The sequence below is a fragment of the Psychrobium sp. MM17-31 genome (genome assembly GCF_022347785.1).
GTDB lineage: Bacteria > Pseudomonadota > Gammaproteobacteria > Enterobacterales > Psychrobiaceae > Psychrobium.
In genome coordinates this window covers 597810-620002 of sequence record NZ_JAKRGA010000001.1, presented here as the reverse complement: position 1 = coordinate 620002, position 22193 = coordinate 597810, and the positions used below count along the sequence as shown (strand labels likewise).

General features: G+C 42.8%; 18 protein-coding genes. 16 read left to right on the top strand and 2 right to left on the bottom strand.

What is annotated here, in order from left to right:
• The first annotated feature begins 13 nt into the window (after positions 1-13).
• From MHM98_RS02725 to cysQ, 15 genes are all read left to right on the top strand, one after another.
• Entirely contained in the window at positions 14-3112 is a 3099-nt protein-coding gene (locus MHM98_RS02725; RefSeq protein ID WP_239437695.1) for a ligand-binding sensor domain-containing diguanylate cyclase, read from the top strand.
• Positions 3113-3307: 195 nt separating this feature from the next.
• A complete protein-coding gene (gene dusA / locus MHM98_RS02720; RefSeq protein WP_239437694.1) occupies positions 3308-4282 on the top strand; it encodes a tRNA dihydrouridine(20/20a) synthase DusA in 975 nt (324 codons plus the stop codon).
• A gap of 167 nt (positions 4283-4449) precedes the next feature.
• A complete protein-coding gene (locus tag MHM98_RS02715; protein ID WP_239437693.1) occupies positions 4450-4656 on the top strand; it encodes a PspC domain-containing protein in 207 nt (68 codons plus the stop codon).
• A gap of 122 nt (positions 4657-4778) precedes the next feature.
• The gene (locus MHM98_RS02710; protein WP_239437692.1) at positions 4779-5765 is read left to right on the top strand and encodes a DUF2333 family protein; all 987 of its coding nucleotides are present in this window, start codon (positions 4779-4781) and stop codon (positions 5763-5765) included.
• 78 nt (positions 5766-5843) lie between these two features.
• Positions 5844-6593 carry a TIGR04219 family outer membrane beta-barrel protein gene (locus MHM98_RS02705; protein ID WP_239437691.1) on the top strand — a complete coding sequence of 250 codons (750 nt, stop codon included), beginning with the start codon at positions 5844-5846 and terminating at the stop codon, positions 6591-6593.
• Positions 6594-6780: 187 nt separating this feature from the next.
• Positions 6781-8562 carry an assimilatory sulfite reductase (NADPH) flavoprotein subunit gene (locus MHM98_RS02700; protein ID WP_239437690.1) on the top strand — a complete coding sequence of 594 codons (1782 nt, stop codon included), beginning with the start codon at positions 6781-6783 and terminating at the stop codon, positions 8560-8562.
• Positions 8562-10250 (top strand): assimilatory sulfite reductase (NADPH) hemoprotein subunit, encoded by a 1689-nt coding sequence (gene cysI / locus MHM98_RS02695; protein WP_239437689.1) that lies wholly within the window; start codon positions 8562-8564, stop codon positions 10248-10250. The genes MHM98_RS02700 and cysI overlap by 1 nt, the downstream gene beginning before the upstream one ends.
• Complete coding sequence (locus tag MHM98_RS02690; protein WP_239437688.1) at positions 10243-10992, top strand: phosphoadenylyl-sulfate reductase; 750 nt, start codon at positions 10243-10245, stop codon at positions 10990-10992. Before cysI ends, MHM98_RS02690 begins: the two co-directional genes overlap by 8 nt.
• A 177-nt stretch (positions 10993-11169) precedes the next feature.
• The gene (locus MHM98_RS02685; RefSeq protein ID WP_239437687.1) at positions 11170-12009 is read left to right on the top strand and encodes an HDOD domain-containing protein; all 840 of its coding nucleotides are present in this window, start codon (positions 11170-11172) and stop codon (positions 12007-12009) included.
• An 8-nt stretch (positions 12010-12017) separates the two neighbouring features.
• Entirely contained in the window at positions 12018-13547 is a 1530-nt protein-coding gene (locus tag MHM98_RS02680; protein ID WP_239437686.1) for an HD domain-containing phosphohydrolase, read from the top strand.
• A 181-nt stretch (positions 13548-13728) separates the two neighbouring features.
• Entirely contained in the window at positions 13729-14637 is a 909-nt protein-coding gene (cysD, locus tag MHM98_RS02675; RefSeq protein ID WP_239437685.1) for a sulfate adenylyltransferase subunit CysD, read from the top strand.
• Between the two features lie 15 nt (positions 14638-14652).
• Positions 14653-16074 (top strand): sulfate adenylyltransferase subunit CysN, encoded by a 1422-nt coding sequence (cysN, locus tag MHM98_RS02670; RefSeq protein ID WP_239437684.1) that lies wholly within the window; start codon positions 14653-14655, stop codon positions 16072-16074.
• 4 nt (positions 16075-16078) lie between these two features.
• Positions 16079-17809 carry an SLC13 family permease gene (locus MHM98_RS02665; protein WP_239437683.1) on the top strand — a complete coding sequence of 577 codons (1731 nt, stop codon included), beginning with the start codon at positions 16079-16081 and terminating at the stop codon, positions 17807-17809.
• Positions 17810-17824: 15 nt separating this feature from the next.
• Positions 17825-18427: an adenylyl-sulfate kinase gene (gene cysC / locus MHM98_RS02660; RefSeq protein WP_239437682.1), complete on the top strand. Its 603-nt coding sequence runs from the start codon at positions 17825-17827 to the stop codon at positions 18425-18427.
• Positions 18414-19199, top strand: coding sequence for a 3'(2'),5'-bisphosphate nucleotidase CysQ (gene cysQ / locus MHM98_RS02655; RefSeq protein WP_239438053.1), 786 nt, complete (start codon positions 18414-18416; stop codon positions 19197-19199). Before cysC ends, cysQ begins: the two co-directional genes overlap by 14 nt.
• A gap of 67 nt (positions 19200-19266) precedes the next feature.
• Here cysQ and MHM98_RS02650 read toward each other — a convergent pair whose 3' ends face one another.
• On the bottom strand, positions 19267-19782 hold the full coding sequence (locus tag MHM98_RS02650) for an SRPBCC family protein (RefSeq protein ID WP_239437680.1): 516 nt from the start codon (positions 19780-19782) through the stop codon (positions 19267-19269).
• A gap of 203 nt (positions 19783-19985) precedes the next feature.
• On the opposite strand from MHM98_RS02650, the gene MHM98_RS02645 reads away from it, so the two are divergent.
• Positions 19986-21149: a hypothetical protein gene (locus tag MHM98_RS02645; RefSeq protein WP_239437679.1), complete on the top strand. Its 1164-nt coding sequence runs from the start codon at positions 19986-19988 to the stop codon at positions 21147-21149.
• Between the two features lie 69 nt (positions 21150-21218).
• On the opposite strand, the gene MHM98_RS02640 is transcribed toward MHM98_RS02645, so the two are convergent.
• Positions 21219-22136, bottom strand: coding sequence for a manganese-dependent inorganic pyrophosphatase (locus MHM98_RS02640; protein ID WP_239437678.1), 918 nt, complete (start codon positions 22134-22136; stop codon positions 21219-21221).
• Positions 22137-22193 lie beyond the last annotated feature (57 nt).

Here is a 22193-nt window from a genome sequence, read left to right as displayed (position 1 = left end):
GAGCACTCAGGTTATGGCATCGCAGCGGTGGGGCTGGCATGACCGCGTTTTCAAAAATTATACGGTTAAAGATGGCTTACCGCATGGCGCAGTAAGTGCGATAGCTAAAGATTCTGCGGGCTTTATTTGGTTGTGGACTAGTGAAGGATTAGCGCGATTTGATGGCCATAACTTTGAAAGAGTTGCTTCGCCACTGTTAACGGCAAACAGTGTCAATGCAATAAAGCTCTGTGTGAATGGAAAACTATGGCTGGGAACCAGTAGAGGACTGATTGAATTTGATCCCGCTACGCGTAATTTTGTGCAACACGATTTATTACCGGGCAAAGTCACATCAATTACTGATCTTTCAATTGGCACCGGTGCAGATTCGTCGGTTATATGGTTGACGACTAACCAAGCGGTTTTCAAATACAATACTCAATCAGCTGCCTTACAATCCTATGAATTATCGCCAACTGGTGCACCATGGCGTACTTTCGATCTTTTACAGGCCAATGATAAAACGGTTTGGCTAGCCACTAATCAAGGGCTTTTTTACAAAGAAGAGGCAGCGCATGAATTTTCCCGTTTTGATTTATCTGATGAGTTAGCGTCGAACAATCGAATTTCTGCATTACTACAAGATAGTTTTGGCGATATATGGATTGGCACGCCAGCCAATGGTGTATTGATAATTGATGCTGAAAAAAATGTAAGTCAGCCGCCAATTCCAAACTTTAATAAAGAATGGATTTACGCGATGACGGAAATTGCGCCTGGCGTTGTGTGGCTTGGTAGTTATGGTCACGGCATTATTGAAATGGTACGTGGTGGCGCTAAAAAGAGTGGAATTGATAGCAGCAACAGAATAGAAAGTGATCGTTTAAATCAACATAGTATTCTCAATAACGAGATTTGGGATCTCTATGCCGAGAACAATGGACTTGTATTGGTGGGCAGTAGTTTAGGCTTAAGCCTATTTGATGCTTCGCAGACATCGGTGTTGAGCTTCTTTGGTGATACGTCTCGCACTAATGGTATTTCAGACACTAACGTTAATTCGATTCTTGAAAATGGCAATGGCCAGATTTGGTTAGGATTGCGCCAGAAGGGAATCGATATCCTAAATCCACAACAAGGCAGAGTAAATCACTTAGCCATCAATGCCAATAATCCGCAAAATTCATTACCTGCTGGGGCGATTGAATCTTTAGCTAAGACCGAGTCAGATAAGGTCATCATTGGTAGCAATTGGGGAGTTTATACCCATAGCGAGTCCGAATTAAATAGGTTGGAGTTTTCTAGGCGTACAGCAAACGCGTATAGCGGTATTGTTGAAGTTATTGATGATGACATCTTTGCTGGTGGCACAGATGGTTTGTGGAAGCTTGATAAGCATGAAAAGCCAAGCGCGTTGGCGATCAATCTATCGCGCGAGTTTGAGGATATTCGCACAACGGCTATCACACCGCTTTCGAAAAATGAGTATGTTGTCGGTACCTGGCAAGGGCCTGTTTGGATAAATAGTCAAGGTGAGAAGACTCATGACATCACAGCGCAAAACAATTTGTTAGCGACGAGCTTCATCTCTGCAATCTTGCTTGATAAACAGCAGCGACTTTGGATCAGCACCGAGGGCAATGGCATTTTTGTCGGTGAGCCAGGGTTGCATCCAAATCATTTTACTCAAATGACCAAAGAGCAAGGACTATCAAGTAATGTTATTCGCTCGATGGAATTTGACGAGTTTGGAAATATCTGGAGCGGTGGCAGTTTAGGTATTGACGCTATTAACAGTAACACTCTCGCAGTGCAGCAATTATCATCTCAAGACGGTGTGCTGTTTGCGCCTTATTATCGTCAGTCGCTATTAAAAACTTCGCACGGTGAATTGTTATTTGGCGGCAGAGGCGGCATGACGCTAATTAAGCCTGAGCTTTGGCAGGTTAGCTCGGGATTTCCTAAGCTTGTCGTAACCTCTGCTAGTTCGGGTGATTTTACTAGCTATGCTCCTAAGGTTGGAACCGTGGCTAAACAGCCTATTGTTATTGAGCCGAATAGCAATGAACTGACTGTAAATTTCTCGTCACTAGACTTTTTAGCATCGAACATAAAATACCGTTATCGCTTAATTGGTTTGAACGAGCAATGGCATGAGCGCGCAGCTGATAATCGGGTTGCGGTTTTTACAACCTTGCCGCCGGGTGACTATCAATTGGAGATCCAAAATAGCAATCGATTGGAACAGTGGAACCCAGATCTTCATGTTATGCACGTTAAAGTTTTACCGTTTTGGTATCAAACTATAGCGGCGAAGATTGGCGGAATTATTCTATTGGCTTTATTTGTTTATTGTTTTGTCAGATATCGAACTGCGAGACTGCAGAAGCGGCAAGATTATTTAGAAAGTGAAGTACAAAAGCGGACGCTGTCTTTGCAACAATTGACAGATGAATTAGCCACTATGAGCATGACAGATCCGTTAACTGACCTTAAAAACCGTCGTTATCTAGAACAAGCAATGCAAGTCGAAGCGGCTAATGTGCTTGAAAAATATAGCGATGAGCAGCGCACAGATAAACGAGTTGATGGTGGCGATGTCGTATTCATCCTGATTGATGTCGATCACTTTAAACGCGTCAATGACAAATACGGCCATCAAAGTGGTGATGCGGTGTTGATTGAAATTACCAAGCGTATTCGTTTAATCGCCAGAGATAGCGATCATTTAGTGAGGTGGGGTGGCGAAGAGTTTTTACTGATCGTTAAAGAATCTTCTAGCGAACGTGCAGAATCCATCGCCGAACGCCTGCGCCAAAAAATTAAACAAACTTCGATAAAAATAGAAGGTGATATTGAAATTAACATGACCTGCTCCATTGGTTTATGTGGCTATCCATTTTTTGCGAGAAAACCTGAAAACCTCAGCTGGTCCGAATGCATTAACTTGGCAGATAAAGCCCTTTACTGCGCTAAAAACTCAGGTCGTGATACATGGGTTAGTGTTAAAGAAAATGAGCTTATCTTAGGTGATGAAATTGCAGATAGCTTAGAGAAACTCAATCAATCGCAAATCTGTTTAGAGAGCTCAGCCTCTATTTCTTATGTTGAATCGCAATGGAAATTCTGATCGAGTCCAATGATATCTTTTTTAGGCAAATTAACTTAATGAATAAGAAGAAGGTATTCATTAATTTTTTCGCCATGCCCGTTTGATATCAAGCTTAGTATCTCAAATTTCAATATTAACTTTGTGCCTAAACCGCCTTTCCATTACAATTGCCGCCACTAAATTCCACAGTTGTTTTTACGGTAAAAGTTACTCATGAATAATTCACATCGCCTTTCCATTGCGCCTATGTTGGACTGGACAGATAGGCACTATCGTTACATGGTTCGCTTGATTAGTAAGCATCAATTGCTTTATACGGAGATGGTAACCACTGGCGCGATTATTCATGGTAAAGGGGATTACTTATCTTATAACGATGAAGAGCATCCATTGGCATTGCAGCTTGGGGGGAGTAATCCTGCTGATTTGGCTGTTTGTGCTAAACGCGCGCAAGAATATGGCTATGATGAAGTGAACCTCAATGTGGGCTGTCCGTCGGATCGCGTGCAAAACGGTCGTTTCGGCGCGTGTCTAATGGCTGAACCTAAGCTGGTGGCTGAATGCGTTGATGCGATGCGAGCAGTAGTTGATATTCCTGTAACAGTAAAACATCGCATCGGTATCGATGAGTTAGATAGTTACCAGTTTTTAACTGATTTTGTTGGTGAAGTAAGTGAAGCTGGCTGTGAAACCTTTATTGTTCATGCCCGTAAAGCATGGCTTAGTGGCTTAAGTCCGAAGCAGAATCGTGAAATTCCGCCACTAAACTATGAATGTGTTTATCAACTAAAGCGCGATTTTAGCGATTTAATTATCTCTATTAACGGAGGTATTACTAGCCTAGAGCAAACTAAAGAACATTTAGAACATGTTGATGGCGTAATGATTGGTCGCGAAGCCTATCAGAATCCATATGTGTTAGCGGGTGTTGATAGCGAGATATTTGGCGATGATCGTGAAATTCTGTCACGTCATCAGGTAGTAGAACACATGCTGCCATACATCGATAAACACCTGCAAAATGGCGGTAAGTTAAATCATATTTCCCGTCATATGCTAACGCTCTTTATGGGGATGACGGGGGCTAAACAATGGCGTCGTTATATCAGTGAAAACGCCACTAAGAAAGGCGCTGGCATAGAAGTGATTGAACAAGCGCTGTCGTTAGTGAGTGAGCCAGCAGTTTAATTGAACTATACTTTTTGAATGGTCAAAATAGCGAAAAACTAGTATTTTTAGCTTTTTTAAATATTGTTTAAGTTAACTTACCTTATATATAACAATAGGTTATTTATATGGCACATACCTTGATTAAATCAGCGTAATTGATTTATGAAATGATTAGGGAATGTTATATGAGCTTATTACACCGTTTTAGAAAAGATACAACCAATGGTTTGGTTGCTGGTATTTGTGCTGGTATCGCCCGTGGTCTTAACGTTGAACGTAAATGGGTGCGTATTGCAGCATTAGTTTCGTTATTACTCTTCTCTGTTCCTACTCTGATTATCTATGTGATTTTGGCGGTGACTTTACCGCCGAAGAATCGCTGGCTAGACTAATAGTTCTAAACTCCTATTTTAAATACGCGATTGAGTGCTCTCAATCGCGTTTTATTCTTTGTATTATCAATAATTTTTGCTATGTTGCAGGCAGATAGAATTAAGCCAATGAGGGCGTTATTATGATTAAGTTTAACAAGAATATTGTGGCGGGCATCGTTGCTGGCGTTGTAGCCGTTGGTGGCGTGTTGTCTATTTGGTGGGATATTGAGCCTGACGTTGCTGATATTAAGCAGCTAAGTGTTGAGCAAGCCCAAACCTTGGGTGTCGATCCTGTTACTGGTTTTGCCACCATGACCGCGGTTATTTCGGTAACTGATACCTTGCTTAATAAGCCGGGTGGCTATTTAACTAACGATAAAATGTATCCGTCGGTACTAATGGATAATATGCCTGCTTTTGAATACGGCGCGCTGCAGCAAGTGCGTGATTTGGCGTTAGTGCTGCGCAACGATTTATCTCGTTCTCAATCGCAATCGGTTGAAGATCCTGATTTGGTCAAGGCGCAGCCTAGTCTCAATTTTGACAACAACCGCTGGATTTTCCCAAGTACTGAAAGTGAGTACAAAAAAGCTCTTAAACATTTCGAGTTATATCGTACTCGCTTAGCGAATCCAGCATCCGATGCACAGTTCTACGCCCGTGCCGATAATTTAACTGAGTGGTTAAAAGAAGTTGAAAAGCGTCTTGGTAGCTTGTCACAACGCCTAAGCGCCAGTGTGGGGCAAGAGCGCTTAAACACAGATTTAGCGGGTGATAGTGCTGCCACTCAATCAACTGGCACGGCGAGTAATCAATTAGTAAAAACCAGTTGGTGGCAACTTGACGATGTATTTTATGAAGCACGCGGCTCTAGCTGGGCGTTAATTCATTTCTTAAAAGCCATTGAAATTGATTTTCACGCGGTGCTGGAGAAGAAAAATGCCTTGGTGAGTTTGCGACAAATTATTCGCGAGCTAGAGCAAACACAAGACACGATTTGGTCGCCAATGATCTTAAATGGTAGTGGTTTTGGACCTATGGCCAATCATTCTTTAGTCATGGCTAACTATATTTCTCGCGCTAATGCTGCGATAATCGACCTTAACACCTTGTTACAGCAAGGATAAAGAGCAAAGTAGTGGCAGTGGTCACGAAGAATTTGCCGCAGATTAAATTTATAAATATTTTAAAATCAAGGATTTGAAATGACTTTTAAAAAACTTGCCCTTGCATCTGCACTTGTTACTGCATTTGCACTGCCAGCTAAAGCTGATGTGTTAGGCGTTTATGTTGGTGCTCAAGGTTGGCAAAACGAAGCCAGTGGTGGCTTCTCACAAAACGCTAATCTTGTTGACTTTGCTTTCGAAGAAAAAACCAATACTAACCTGTATTTGAAATTCGAACATCCAGTACCATTAGTGCCGAATGCTCGTATTCGTGTTGGTAAATTAGAAACTAACGGTAGCGCTGACCTTAATGCGGCTTTCACTTTTGGTGGAAAGACCTATCGCGTTAACGAGAATATCGATACGACGTTGGATTTCACTAATAACGATGCAACTTTATACTGGGAGTTATTAGACAACGATTTAGTTGCTTTTGATTTTGGTTTAACCGCCAAGAACATTAAAGGTGATTTCCTAGTTGAAGACGGCACGCAATCAAGTATGGAAGAAGTTTCAGTATGGTTACCTATGGGTTATGCTGCTGCAAAAGTACGTATTCCTTTTGCGGGATTATACGTATACGGCGACGCTAACTTTGTGTCATACGATGGCAGTAAAGTTCACGATTACGAAGTGGGCCTAGGTTACGATCTTATAGATAATATTGCCGTTGATGTGGCCTTAACTGCCGGTTATCGCGAAGTTGTGATTGAGCTTGATGATGTTGATGACATCAATGCCGATCTCGAGTTTTCAGGTTTCTTTGCTGGTTTAGAAGTTCACTTCTAATCTGCTAATACCTGCCTAATGCCTCACGTTTCGTGGGGCATTTCATTTTCTTCTATCTTATTCCTATATCCTTCCTTTCTTTTTATTCAAAAAAGAAATAAAAAATCAATTTTTATTCTTTTGGGTTATTTGAAGCGCGCGTTAGTATGCTTGCTATTAGCAATAGGGCGTCTTTCAGGTAATTGACATGTCACTACAACAATTAAATTCATTGAGCAGTCCGCTGTCACAGCAGCAGATCGACTCATTAAAACAGCTGACGGCTTCAATGTCGGCAGTGGAACTCTCATGGGTCAGCGGTTATCTCGCTGGTATTAGTCAAGGTGGGGCTGTAGCTCCTGTCGCCGATGTGCCTGCCGGTAAATTAACCGTAATGTACGGCTCGCAAACGGGTAACTCGAAAGGGGTTGCTGGTGAAGTAGCTGAGCAAGCGAAGGCTATGGGCATTAACGTTGAGTTAGTGTCGATGGGCAATTACAAGGCGAAGCAGCTTAAAAATGAAAGCCACCTATTAATTGTTGTCAGTACCAATGGTGAAGGCGAGCCGCCTGATGATGCCATTCAATTACACGAATTCTTAGCCTCAAAGCGCGCACCAAAGTTAGACGGCCTTAAATATTCAGTATTAGGTCTAGGTGATTCTAGTTACGAATTTTTCTGTCAAACAGCCATTGATTTTGATGAGCGTTTAGCAGCGTTAGGCGCGCAATCTGTACTTGAACGTAAAGATTGTGATGTCGATTATGAAGAGGACGCAGCTGCGTGGGCGGCTGGGGCTCTTAGCATTGTTCAAGAAACGTTAACTGCGGCGGCTCCAGTGGCAGCTGCCAGTGCACCAGCATTTGGTAGTGGCAAAAGTCAGTACACCAAGAAAAATCCGTATAAAGCAACTTTATTAGCGAATCCTAAGATTACTGCGCGCAGTGCTAATAAAGACGTTAGACACATCGAGATTTCATTAGAAGACTCAGGTATTACTTACCAGCCTGGTGATGCATTAGGCGTATGGTTCGATAACGATCCTAAGCTAGTGAGTGACTTACTGACGCTATTAAATATCGATGCTGCCGCAACAGTTGATGTTGGTGGCGAGACATTAACTATCGAACAAGCACTCATTGAAAACTATGAGTTAACTCAGCTTCATCCTGGTTTTATTAGCGCTTATGGTGAAGCAGCTAATATCAGTGAATTAGTTAAGCTAAGCGAAGACAAAGACGCAACTCGTGCTTATATTACCCAGCGCCAAGTGATTGATGTTGTACGTGACTATCCTGCGGCAATTAGCACCGAGCAGCTTGTTGCTGCATTGCGCAAGCTAACACCACGTCTCTATTCTATTGCCTCTGCAATGAGTGAAGTTGAAGAAGAAGTTCACCTAACTGTTGCTGTGGTTGAATACGACGCTCATGGTCACGCCCATCAGGGCGCGGCTTCAAGCTTCCTAGCGCACCGTCTGCAAGAAGACTCGCAAGTACGTGTATTTGTTGAGCACAACGATAACTTCCGTCTACCGGCACAAGATAAGTCTGCCATTATGATTGGTCCAGGTACGGGGATTGCGCCATTCCGCGCCTTCTTACAAGAGCGTGATAACACAGAAGCGAGTGGTGAAAACTGGTTATTCTTCGGTAACCAACACTTTACCGATGATTTCTTATACCAAGTTGAGCTACAAGACTTTAAAGAGCGCGGCGTGTTAAACCGCATCGATTTAGCGTTCTCTCGTGATCAAGAAGAAAAAGTTTACGTTCAGCACCGCATTGTTGAGCAGGGCAAAGATATCTTCCAGTGGCTAGAAAATGGCGCGTCACTGTACATTTGTGGCGATGCCAACTACATGGCGAAAGACGTGCATCAAGCACTAGTTGATGTGATCAGCGAATACGGTAATAAAACGATTGAAGAAGCTAACGAATACCTAATTAACTTACGTGATAGCAAGCGCTATCAGAAGGATGTTTACTAATGAGCGATACTAAATTAGCAGCTAACGAATATATCAAAGCTGATAGTAACCTTCTGCGCGGTACTATCGAAGAAGGTTTGCAAAACAATATTACTGGCGCGCTGTATGTTGATGACACACAGCTGTCAAAATTCCACGGCTTTTATCAGCAAGACGACCGCGATTTACGCGCTGAGCGTCAAGCTCAAAAGCTAGAGCCGCTACATAGCTTTATGCTACGTGCCCGTGTACCTGGCGGTGTATGCACACCACAGCAATGGCTAGACGTAGATAAGATCGCTAGCGAACTTACCATGAGCCAAAGTATTCGTTTAACCACGCGTCAAACGTTTCAGTACCACGGTATTTTAAAGCGCAACTTAAAGCCGCTGATTCAAGCGCTTGATACCTCATCACTTGATTCTATTGCTGCCTGTGGCGATGTAAACCGCAACGTGATGTGTAACCCAAACCCTGTTGAGTCTGAGCTTCATCAACAAGCGTATGAGTGGTCTGTGGCACTTTCTGAAAAGTTATTACCACGTACTAACGCTTATGCTGAAATCTGGCTTGATGGCGAAAAGGTTACTAGCAATGAAACTGAGCCTATGTACGGTGAGACTTACCTACCGCGTAAATTTAAAATTGCCGTTGCTGTACCGCCGCACAATGATGTTGATGTGTACACCAACTGTCTTGGCTTTATCGCTGTTAGCGACAATGGCAAGCTTATTGGTTTCAACGTGACTGTTGGCGGCGGCATGGGGGCGACTCATGGCGATAAGACAACTTTCCCGCGCCTAGCTGATGACTTAGGTTTTATTGCCCTAGAAGATACCATTGAAATTGCCAAAGCGGTGATTACGACTCAGCGCGATTGGGGTAATCGTACCGACCGTAAATACGCACGTCTTAAGTACACAGTACAGAAGCACGGTATCGAAGCCTTTAGAGCCGAAGTTGCTAAGCGCTCTGGCGTTGATATTCAGCCGCCAAAGCAAGTTGAATTTACTACGCGTGGCGATCGCTTTGGTTGGGTTAAAGGCACTGATGGCAAATGGCATCTAACGCTGTACATCGAATGTGGTCGTATTAAAGACGTACCGGGTAAAGAGATTCAAACAGGTTTCAGAGAGATTGCTAAGGTGCACAAAGGCGACTTTAGAATGACTTCAAACCAAAACATGATAGTTGCCAATGTTGCCGAAGAAGATAAAGCGCAAATCGAAGCGCTTGCTCGTCAATATGGCATTTTAGGTGAGCGTTTAACGCCGCTACGTAAACATTCTATTGCCTGTGTATCACTGCCGACTTGTGCCCTAGGTATGGCAGAAGCTGAGCGTTACTTCCCTGAGTTTACCGACAAGATTGATGCACTGCTTGAAAAACACGGCGTTGGCGATCAGCCAATTGTGATGCGTATGACTGGTTGTCCAAATGGTTGTGCGCGTCCTTATGCTGCTGAAATTGGTTTGGTTGGTAAAGGACCTGGTCGTTATAACCTGTACTTGGGCGCCGCTTTTGACGGCACACGTATCAGTAAGATGGTACTAGAGAATGGTAACGAAGAAGAGATCTTAGCCGATCTTGATGGCCGTATCGCGCGTTTTGCTAATGAGCGCACTGACGGTGAATATTTTGGCGATTTCCTAGTTCGCACTCAAGAAGTTAAAGCCGTGCTAACTAGCGCGGGAGACTTTCATGACTAAATTGTTCGATGATATCGACTTTGTGGCGCTGTTATCGGCGCCAGAATCCGATCAGCACGCGATTCTAGCTAAGGTCAATAAAGCCTTAGCTGAGTTGACGCCTCAAGAGCGCGTACAATGGGCACTTGCTAACTTGCCGGGCACTCATGGCTTGTCGTCGAGTTTCGGTATTCAATCAGCGTTAATGCTTCATCTTCTTACGCAAGAGCAAGCGGATATTCCGGTGATCTTAACCGACACCGGCCATTTGTTTCCTGAGACCTATCAGTTTATTGACAAGCTAACGAATCGTTTGTCACTTAACTTGAAGGTTTATCAGAGCGAACTAAGCCCTGCGTGGCAACAAGCGCGTTATGGTAAAGAGTGGGAGCAAGGCCTCGATGGTTTAGATGCTTATAATAAGCGTAATAAAGTTGAGCCGATGCAGCGTGCATTAGAAGATTTAGAGATTGGCACTTGGTTCTCTGGTCTGCGCTCACAGCAAGCAAGCTCCCGCGAAGGGCTGCCGTTTGTCGAAATTCGTGGTACGCGCTATAAGTTTTTACCTATTATTGATTTACACAATAAACAGGTACATGAATATCTCACGCAATTTGATTTGCCATATCACCCATTGTGGGAAGAAGGTTATGTCAGCTTAGGGGATGTTCATTCCACCCGTAAACTCGAAGCGGGAATGACGGAAGAAGAGACTAGATTCAATGGCTTAAAGCGAGAATGCGGTTTGCATTTCGAGATTTAAATTCGATAAAACGTCTTTCTAAAACTTAATTACTAAAAAGCCGAAGTTCTCTTCGGCTTTTTTATTGAATAAGATCACGTATTAAATTAGCAATGCGATATCTCTCTGCTACACTTTTTTTATTAGCAAAATGCGTCTTCCCTAAATTAAGTTGTCGAAAAGGAGTTGTCATCTTTTATGCTTGAGCTTTCCGAATTTGTGACTAAAGCAAATAAACTATACACATTGCCAGACATCTGCCTGCAATTGAATAGTTTAGTTAACAGTAAAAATAGTTCTGTTGACGACATTGCTTGTTTAGTTAGTCACGACCCTGCCTTGACTTTTCGAGTATTAAAATTGGCTAATAGCGCCCTTTATAGCAGAAAGGGAAACATTTCTACCATAGACGAAGCCATTCAAAAAATTGGCACTGATGAGTTGTGTAATATTGCAATTGCAACGTCAGCAGCTCTTGTCTTTAAAGGCGCGGGCCGCAATAAAATCAACCTCAAGGATTATTGGCAGCATAGTGTGTTTACTGCCATTATTGCGCGAGAGCTTTATCAGTTGAAATCTCAGCGCAAAGAAGGTGCAATGTTTGTCGCCGGACTACTTCACAATATTGGTTTTCTAATAGTGCTAGAACGTTTACCATACTATATGGTTAAGCTTGCTGATGTTGTTGGCGAAGAACATAAAGAACGCGGTTTTGAAAAAGAAACCTTAGGCTTTACATTTGTCGATATTTCTAGTGAGCTGTTAAAGAAGTGGCAACTTGGTGATGATTTGATAGATTTGGTAACCAATCAGTTTAGTGCTCATAGCAGTGAAAATAATCAATTGAAATGTAGTTGTTTAAATGCTGCAATTGATATTAGCGATCAGATTTTTGAAACGAGTCAAATTAAGTCAATGTCATTGATTCAGCATATTTCAGATGATTACCAGTTAGATTTGGACGCAGACGCATTGAGTGCCGTAATAGATCGGTCTGTGGAAAATGTCCATAACATCGTTAAGATTATTCAAGGTTAGGAGTGATTATGGACGATATGTTTTTATTTTCAGAAGAAGACGTTCAAACTGTCACTGCTTCTAGGCCACCATGGAAAGTATTGGTGGTTGATGATGAAAAGGATGTTCATGCGGTAACAACGTTAGCCTTGGGGTCATTTGAGTTTCAAGAGCGAGAGCTTGAATTGCATCATGCCTATAGTGCTCGTCAAGCCAAAGACATTCTTGCTGATGAAGACGATATTGCACTTATTCTGCTTGATGTTGTAATGGAAACCGATCAAGCGGGTCTTGAGTTAGCTGCATATATTAGGCGTGAGCTCAATAACCACTCCGTGCGTATTGTTCTGCGAACTGGCCAACCGGGTCAAGCACCGGAGCATCAGGTGATTCGCGATTACGACATTAATGATTACAAGAATAAAACAGAATTAACGTCAGCTAAGCTTTACACCATTCTCTATTCAAATCTACGTTCTTATAAAGACATCAATGCAGTTATTCGCTCGAAAGCTGCGCTTGAGCGATTGATTATTGCATCGCGTGGTATTTCATCGATGCATGGACTTAAATCATTCGTGAGTCTAACGCTAACGCAACTCAAAGAGTTATTGCATATTCCTGACGATAAGGTTTATGGCGATGAGTCCGGTGCCTATGCTATCAATAATGAGACTGGCGAGTTCTCTCGATTTTTACTGCATGACTCTGACGAATTCGAAGAAGCTATTTCGTTGGAAACGTTAGAGCCTAGTAAGCGCGATTTAATCGAGCAAGCTATTGCTGAGCAAGGCAATATATATCGCGATCAATATTTTGTGATGTTTTGTAAAGGACAGCGGGCTAGTTTGATTTTCTACGGCAAGGTAGGCAATCGAATTTCTAGTATTGATCGCAATATTCTGAACATCTTTACCGAGAATCTTATCTCGATTATCGAAAATATTTATCTACACGAAATTATTGATTCATCGCAAAAAGAAATCATTTATCGCTTAGGTGAGGTTGTTGAATCACGCTCTAATGAAACTGGTTACCACGTAAAACGCGTTGCGTATTATTCCGCTCTGCTGGCGGAGTTAGTTGGCTTACCAGAAGATGAAGTAGAGTTAATTAAAAGCGCTTCACCTTTGCACGATGTTGGTAAGATCGCGATTCCTGACGCGGTATTAAATAAGCCGGGAAAACTCGAAGGCGAAGAGTGGGAAATCATGAAGACCCATGCCCTGAAAGGTTACAACGTGTTAAATGGAGCCGGGCTGGTATTGTTAGATATTGCCGCCACGATTGCGCTGACCCATCACGAAAAATGGGACGGCAGTGGTTATCCAAGAGGTCTCGCTAAAGATGAAATACATCTTTATGGACGCATTACTGCCATTGCCGATGTGTTTGATGCTTTGGGTAGCGATCGTTGCTATAAAAAAGCATGGCCGCTGGAAAAAATCCTCAATTTGTTTAGAGAAGAGCGGGGCAAACATTTCGATCCGCGCCTAATCGATTTGATGATGGATAATCTCGATAGATTCTTGGAAATCAGAGATCGTTACCAAGATTAGAGCGCTTTAAAGGCGCAGTGTTTAAGAAAAGACCGATTATTCGGTCTTTTTTTGTTTTTGCTATAAATAATTAAATTTCTATTCCATACGGTTATAAAAACTAATTATCTATTATTTTAGGTCATATCGGGTTCAGGGTATATTTACCCTATAAATTTAAAGTCCTTAGATGGTAAATACGATGACCCAAGTAAATCTAACGCATTTACAGCAACTCGAAGCTGAGAGCATTCACATTATTCGTGAAGTTGCCGCTGAGTTTGATAATCCTGTAATGCTTTATTCTGTCGGTAAAGACAGTGCCGTTATGCTTCACCTTGCACGTAAAGCGTTTGCTCCTGCTAAATTACCATTTCCACTACTTCACGTAGATACTGATTGGAAATTTAAGGAAATGATCGCATTTCGCGATGAGCAGGCAAAGAAACACGGTTTCGATTTACTGGTTCATAAGAACCCTGAAGGGTTGGCGATGGGGATTAATCCATTTACCCATGGCAGTGCCAAGCACACCGATATCATGAAGACAGACGGTCTTAAACAAGCATTGGATAAATACGGTTTTGATGCGGCATTTGGTGGTGCGCGTCGTGATGAAGAAAAATCACGTGCCAAAGAGCGTGTGTATTCATTCCGTGATAGTCAGCACCGCTGGGATCCTAAGAACCAACGTCCAGAGCTATGGCATACCTACAATGGTCAAGTGAATAAAGGCGAGAGCATTCGTGTATTCCCACTATCGAACTGGACTGAGCTCGATATCTGGCAATACATTTTCTTAGAAAACATCGATATCGTTCCTTTGTATTACGCAGCAGAGCGTCCGGTTGTGATGCGTGATGGCGTAAAGATTATGGTCGATGACGATCGCATGCCAATTGAAGACGGCGAAGAAATCAAACAAGAGCTAGTACGTTTTAGAACGCTTGGTTGTTATCCGCTAACTGGCGCTATCGATTCAGACGCCGATACCTTGCCAAAGATCATTGAAGAGATGCTATTAGCTCGCTCATCAGAGCGTCAAGGACGCGTTATTGATAACGATTCGTCGGCATCAATGGAACAGAAAAAACGTCAAGGTTACTTCTAAGGTTGAGATAAGATTATGAATGCAAATATTTCCCAGCAAATTAAAGACCTTGGCGTAGAAGGTTACTTAACTAAGCAGCAGCATAAAAGTTTGTTACGTCTGCTGACGTGTGGCAGTGTTGACGATGGTAAAAGTACCTTAATTGGCCGTCTATTACATGACAGTGCACAAATTTACGAAGATCAATTAGCGGCGCTAAAATCAGATAGCCAAAAAATGGGAACGACTGGTGATGCTGTCGATCTTGCGTTACTCGTAGATGGTTTAGCGGCGGAGCGTGAGCAAGGGATCACTATTGATGTCGCTTATCGTTACTTTTCGACGGAAAAGCGTAAGTTTATTATTGCCGATACCCCTGGACACGAGCAATACACACGTAACATGGCGACAGGTGCTTCCACCTGTGATGTTGCTGTTATCTTAATTGACGCCCGATACGGCGTGCAGGTGCAAACAAAACGTCACAGTTTTATTGCATCACTACTAGGTATTAAGCATTTCATCGTTGCTGTTAACAAGATGGATTTAGTAGACTTTAGCCAACAAACTTACGATCAAATCGTCAGTGACTATCAAGAATTTGTGGCGGGCCTTGGTGAGCGTGATGTGCAGTTTGTGCCGTTATCTGCACTCAATGGCGATAACGTGGTTAATCAAAGTCAAAATATGCCGTGGTATCAAGAAGATTCACTGTTGGTGCGTCTTGAAAATGTGCAAGTATCGCAGGATGTGAGTGATGTTGGTGCGCGCCTACCTGTGCAATACGTTAACCGTCCCCATCTCGATTTTCGCGGTTTCTGCGGCACGTTAGCTGCAGGGACTATCGCTGTTGGCGACGAAGTGACTGTATTGCCATCGGGCAAGCAAAGCACTGTGAAGTCTATTGTCACTTTCGAAGGCGAGTTAGAGACTGCAAGCCAAGGGCAAGCAATCACTTTAACACTTAACGATGAAGTGGATGTGAGTCGCGGTGATATGCTGGTGACTGGTCAGCTGCCGTTTGTTAGCCAGAGCGCACAAGCAAAACTGGTATGGATGGGAGAGCAGCCACTTAGTATTAATCGCCAATATGACTTAAAGATTGCCAGCAAGAAGACGCAGGTGTCTATCAGCGAGATTAAACACCTTATTAATGTAAACACATTAGCGCAAGAAGCGAGCGATGAAGTAGCACTTAATGAAGTGGCGTTAGTAGATTTAAACTTTGCTGAGAAAATTGCATTCGATCTTTATCAAGACGTGCGCGATACCGGTGGCTTTATCTTAATTGATCGCCTGACTAATGTGACGGTCGCTGCGGGTATGATTGAACAAGCGCTAGAATCAAACAGTCAAACTCATGAGTTTTCAGAGTTTGAGCTTGAATTTAACGCCTTAGTGCGTAAACACTTCCCACACTGGCAAGCACTCGATATTAGTGCGCTAAAGAGTAAGTAAGCGCATGAGCCAAGCAACTGCCGTTATTTGTATGCTAACGGCGTTAGTAGCCTTGCTGCTAACTAATAAAATTCGTCCCGCTATTTTATTTGTTGGGGCGATAGCTTTAAGTTATTTACTTGGCTGGATTAGCTTTGAGCGAATGATGGGGAACTTCACCAATTCTTCGCTCTTTACTTTAATACTGCTGCTTGTCGTTTCTTTGGCAGTAGAAAAAACCTCGTTATTACAATCGGTCGGACGCCATCTTAATCACGCAAATTTTAGTTGGGTAATCACTAAACTCGGCGTGACAACGGCGTTTTTGTCATCGATTACCAATAATTCCGCGGTAGTGGCGTCGATGATTGGCGTATTAAAGCGTAACCATTTCCACTCACCATCAAAGTTACTACTACCGCTGTCTTATGCCGCGATTCTTGGCGGTACATTGACCTTAATTGGTACATCAACCAATCTCATTGTAAATAGCTTTGTCGTTGATGCTGGGCTACAGCCCATAGGTTTCTTTGATTTCACCTTAATTGGTATAGCTGTGGTGCTGTGTGGCTTAATCGTACTTATTATTGGCGGCTATCGATTACCAGATCGCTTTGATAGTAGTAATGCCGATCTTCCCTATATGCTTGAAGCTATGGTTAGTGAAGATTCTGTGATGATTGGTAAGTCCGTTGAGGAGAATCGATTACGCGCTTTGCAACGGCTGTATTTAGTGGAAATTGAGCGCAATGGTGAACTTATTCGTCCAGTGTGTCCAACACAGGTGCTAGAAGCGGGCGATCGTTTAGTGTTTGCTGGCGATACTCAGAGCTTACATATCTTGCAAGAAATGCAAGGACTTGAATGGTTCGCTAAGGCGCATTTAAAAGGCCAAGCGCTAGTTGAGGTCGTTATTAGTCACTCTGCATCGATTAAAGGCAAAACGTTAAAAGAGTGTGCTTTTCGCGAAAAATTTGACGCCGCAGTCGTGGCGATCCGCCGCGGCAATGAGCAGCTCAGTGGTGGGCTAGGGCAAATTACCTTGCACGCTGGCGATACCTTGATGTTAGTACCGGGTAAGGGCTTTGAGCAGCATCGCAAAAATCTGCGAGAATTTGTGATGATTAGCGATAGTGAAGTCAGTGCACAGTTAGATAGCCGTCAATCTAAGCTAGTGCTTGCTAGCTTTATTGGCACGTTAGCGCTGGCGTTTACTAACACCGTTGATTTAACCAAGGGCTTGCTAGCGCTGTTGGTATTGTTTGTTGCAAGCGGTGTATTGTCGCTTGATGAAATAAAGCGCCGATTTCCCATCGAGTTAACGCTGATTGTTGGCTCTGCGTTGGGGCTTGCCAATATTATGGTAGATAATGGTGTTGCTCAAATGTTGGGAGAGTATCTGCTTGCTCTTTTTGGCGACTGGGGCATTTTAGGCGCTTTTATCGCAGTCTATCTTTTTACGTTATTGCTTACTGAGCTTATCACTAATAATGCGGCGGCGGCTTTGGCGTTTCCCATTGCTTATAGCATTGCTATTGGTTACGGCATCGATCCGCGGCCGTTTATTATGGCGGTGATTTTTGGGGCGAGTGCTAGTTTTATTTCTCCCTATGGTTATCAAACCAATTTAATGGTGTACAGTGCGGGCAACTATCAATTTAGCGATTATTTACGCGTTGGTATTCCATTGTCTTTAGTGTATTCGCTGGTGGTGTTATTTATGATCCCAATGGTTTTTCCATTTGTAGCGATTTAGGAAGCGTAGAGTTTTATGAAAGATGAAAATGTGGTGTGGCATCAACACCAAGTCAACAAAGCTGCAAGAGCAGAGAAAAAACGGCAAAAGCCTTGTGTATTGTGGTTTACTGGCTTAAGTGGCTCAGGGAAATCAACCATTGCTGGGGCACTGGAGAGTGCTCTGCATGCGCGCGGTCAACACACCTATCTACTCGATGGTGACAATGTGCGCCATGGCCTGTGTGGTGACCTAGGATTTAGCTATGAAGATCGCATTGAAAACATTCGTCGCGTTGGCGAAACGGCAAAACTGATGTGTGATGCAGGGCTCATCGTACTCACAGCATTTATTTCTCCGTTTACTAAAGAGCGCGACAGCGTGCGTGCATTGCTCAATGACGATGAGTTTGTTGAAGTACATGTCGCAACGTCATTGGCGGTATGTGAAAGTCGAGATCCAAAAGGGCTTTATAAAAAAGCACGCGCTGGAGAAATTGCCAATTTTACTGGGATTTCGTCAGACTATCAGGCCCCCAGCGATCCCGAGATTGCGCTGCACACCGATGAGCAAAGTATCGAACAAAGCGTCGAGCAGTTAACAAACTATTTAATCGAGCATGGATATATTAATGTCTAACATTCTCAATGAATTAATCACTATTACGCGACAAGCTGGCGATAAGATTATGGAATTTTATCGCCGCGGTGAAACCCAAACTTGGACTAAAAAAGATGATAGCCCAATAACGGAAGCTGATCTTGCTGCTCATCATATTATTGTTGATGGGCTTGCTCAGTTGACCCCAGATATCCCTGTGTTATCGGAAGAGTCCGCCAATATTACCTGGGATGAGCGTAAACAGTGGCAGCGATATTGGCTAGTTGATCCGCTTGATGGCACCAAGGAGTTTATTAAACGCAATGGCGAATTTACCGTCAACATTGCGTTAGTAGATAATGGCACACCGATCATGGCTACAGTTTATGCACCTGCACTTGACCAAATGTTCTGGGCAGATAAAGAAAACGGCAGTTTTTTTAGTGAGGGCCAACAAGCGCCAATAAAACTCGATTTAACGGTTACTCAACCCGAGACAAAACTCCGAGTAGTTGGTAGTCGCTCTCATCCTAGCGCGGAAATGGCGACATTTGTTGAGCAGTTTGAATTACACGAAATTGTTCCAACAGGAAGCTCGCTGAAGTTTTGTTTAGTGGCGCAGGGGCGTGCTGACATTTATCCGCGATTAGGACCAACGATGGAGTGGGACACAGGAGCTGGGCATTGTATCGCATTACTCGCTGGCGCTGTCGTCACCAAGCTTGATGGTAGTGAACTGCTATATAATCAACGAGAGTCATTACTCAATGAGTTTTTTGTGGTGAGTCATCCGTTAATAGAATGGAATTAATACCATAGACAGAAAAACGCCGTGAGTTTTTAATTCACGGCGTTTTGTTCATTCGGTCTATAAAAGGTTATTTTTCCGCTTCAGTTTTCAAATTCTCTAGTCCTAATTCAAATGCAGGCCCGACTAATGTATCCATCAATAGGGCGAACCAAGGACCAATAACGTGCATTTGCATATCGCCTTCAATAGTCCAGTGAACTCGAATAGTATTGGCTGTCACTTGCTCAAAAGTCATACTTGAAATTGCAGGGTGTTTAGCATCCCCAAACCAAATGTTATAGCTGATACGCTGATTGGGTACACTTTCGATAAAGGTTAAACGGCCGCCGCCGCTATCGTCACGCCAGCTTTGGCTGGCACCTACGCCGCTGCTGATTTCACCGACTTCGACTTTTACCGAATCGTCAAGCTGGGCCCAAGGGCTCCAACGTTTCCATTCATTGAGATCGTTAGACAAGGTAAATGCCTTATCTAGGGAGCTATTTATCTCGATTGAACGGTTAATTTTATAATCCTGGGGCATAAATACGCCAAGAATAAACATAGCGACAAAGATCCAAAATACGACGCGTAATACTTTCATTAGTCACTCCTATTTTTTGTTTGAATTATGGTGGAGACTTATAGTTAATGTGCAGTTGATGGAGGCCATTTGTCAAATTCATTTACAACTTGAGGCTGGCAATTTGGTCAATAAGCTGTCTATTATTAAACTAATGCACCTGTTTAATGATGCATAATTAAATTTGGTGTACTTCTCGTTAAATACAAACGCAGGAGGTTAATATGACACTTAAGTTATTGATTAGCATTAGTTGTGTATTTTTTATTACCAGTTGTGCTACTACGAAAAGTGATATTGAGGATGTGAATACTCAGTCTTTTTTTATCGACTCTGACTTCGCCAAACCGGATGATTTTAGTCAAATCACCGATATCTATTATTTAACGCCCGTACAAAAAGCAATGCTAAGTCGCACCATTAAGCCTTCGGTCCGCCAATCTTTCACTCAGCAAATCGTCGACAATTTATTACAAAAAGATTATCGTGGATTTGACTATGACAATAGCTATACCCGCACTGCATCTCAAACCCTTGAGTCTAAGCAAGGAAATTGTCTATCGATGGTGATTTTAAGCGTGGCTATGGCAAAACACTTCGATCTTAAATACAAAATATACGATGTTAAAACTGCGCCAATTTGGGATCGCAATGGCGGACTGTTCTTGGTTAATGGCCACGTTAATATTCAATTGCAAAATACCAACTATGATACCAAGCATTCCGTGTATGAATTTATGCAAAGTAGATTTGTTACTTTGGATTTTTTACCACGAGAGACTCGCCGTAGTCTTGCAAAAGAGCAAATTACCGAGCAGCAGCTGGCCGCGATGTATTTTACCAATTTGGCGGCTGACGCCATGGTTAAGCGCGATTGGGACAGAGCTTATTGGCTCATCAAAGAGTCGTTAAGTTATGCATCTGAGCACGCTGCGGCATGGAATTCGTTAGCAGTGCTGTATCGATACAACAAGCGGGAAGATCTCGCAGAGCGGCTATATAAATATGCGCTTGCACTAGATCCAGAGGATACCAATGTTATTACTAATTTAGCCATCTTATTGAGCTCTCAAGGACGCTATCAGGAGCTATTTGAGTACCAACGTCAAATCAATCTGGCAGAAATGCGCAATCCTTATCGCTATTTTGATCAAGCGGAAGTGGCAATGAGTAATCGTAAATACGAAGCTGCGGTGAAGCTCTATAAAAAAGCCATAAAACTATCACCCCACGTTGATCAGTTCTATTTCGGCCTATTTAAAGGTTATTCGGCACTAGATAAGGATAAGTTAGCCCTTAAAAACTTAAAATTAGCGAAGAAGAAAAGCTCGACGTTGGAAGAGCGTATTCGCTATAGCAACAAGTTAGATATTCTTGCTGCCATGTAGGGCGGGCGCTCAATAATAAAAAAGCCATCGTGAAGATGGCTTTTTAATGATTGCTTTATAAAGTATTGATTAAGCGAATGCTTGCTCAAGTGGCGGTACAACTTGCTTTTTACGGCTAAGTACGCCGTCTAGCCATACTTTGCCTTCAACAGATGCTTGACCAAAAGCTTTCTCAGCTAGGGCATCGTCACCAACGATTAATAGCTCAGAGCCTTCTTTCATGATGTCTGTTAGCAGTAACAGTACAGCGTGTTGACCTTCTTCGTCGCGTAGTTTAGCTATTTCAGCTTCTAGATCTGGCTTCATTTCATCGAAGATAGCAAGATCTAAAACTTCTAATTGACCGATACCAATTTTAGTACCATTCATGTTGAAGTTTTTAAAATCGCGCATTACAAGATCACGCATTGGCGTGCCTAGTACTGCTGATTTTACTTCAAACATTTCCATGCCTAGTGCTTTGTAGTCTTCGATGCCAGCAATTTCAGCTAGGATTTCAACACAACGGATATCAGCAGTAGTACAGGTTGGTGACTTGAATACAACAGTGTCAGAAAGAATCGCACACATCATCATACCTGCGATGTCTTTTGGGATTTCAACATTGTGGAAATCGTACATCATTTTGATAACGGTATTACTACAACCAACTGGGCGGATCCAACACTCTAATGGCGTGTCTGAGGTTAAGTCGCCTAGTTTGTGGTGATCGACAATGCCAAGTAGTGTCGCTTGGTCAACGTCATCTGGTGCTAGTGCAACGTCAGAGTGATCAACGATGTATAGGCTATCGCCTGCGTAGCTCATCTTAAGTTCTGGTGCTTCATAACCGAACTTATCTAAGATGAATTGTGTTTCAGGAGACGGTTCACCAAGACGGGTTGGAATTACTTCCTCGCCAATTTGGTTTTTTAGGTAGGCTAGTGCGATTGCACCAACGATAGAATCTGAATCTGGAACTTTGTGCCCAACTGCGTATACAGCCATAATTTTTCTCTTTTAAATAATCGGAAATTAGCGGCTATTTTATCGAGTTAGCCAAAA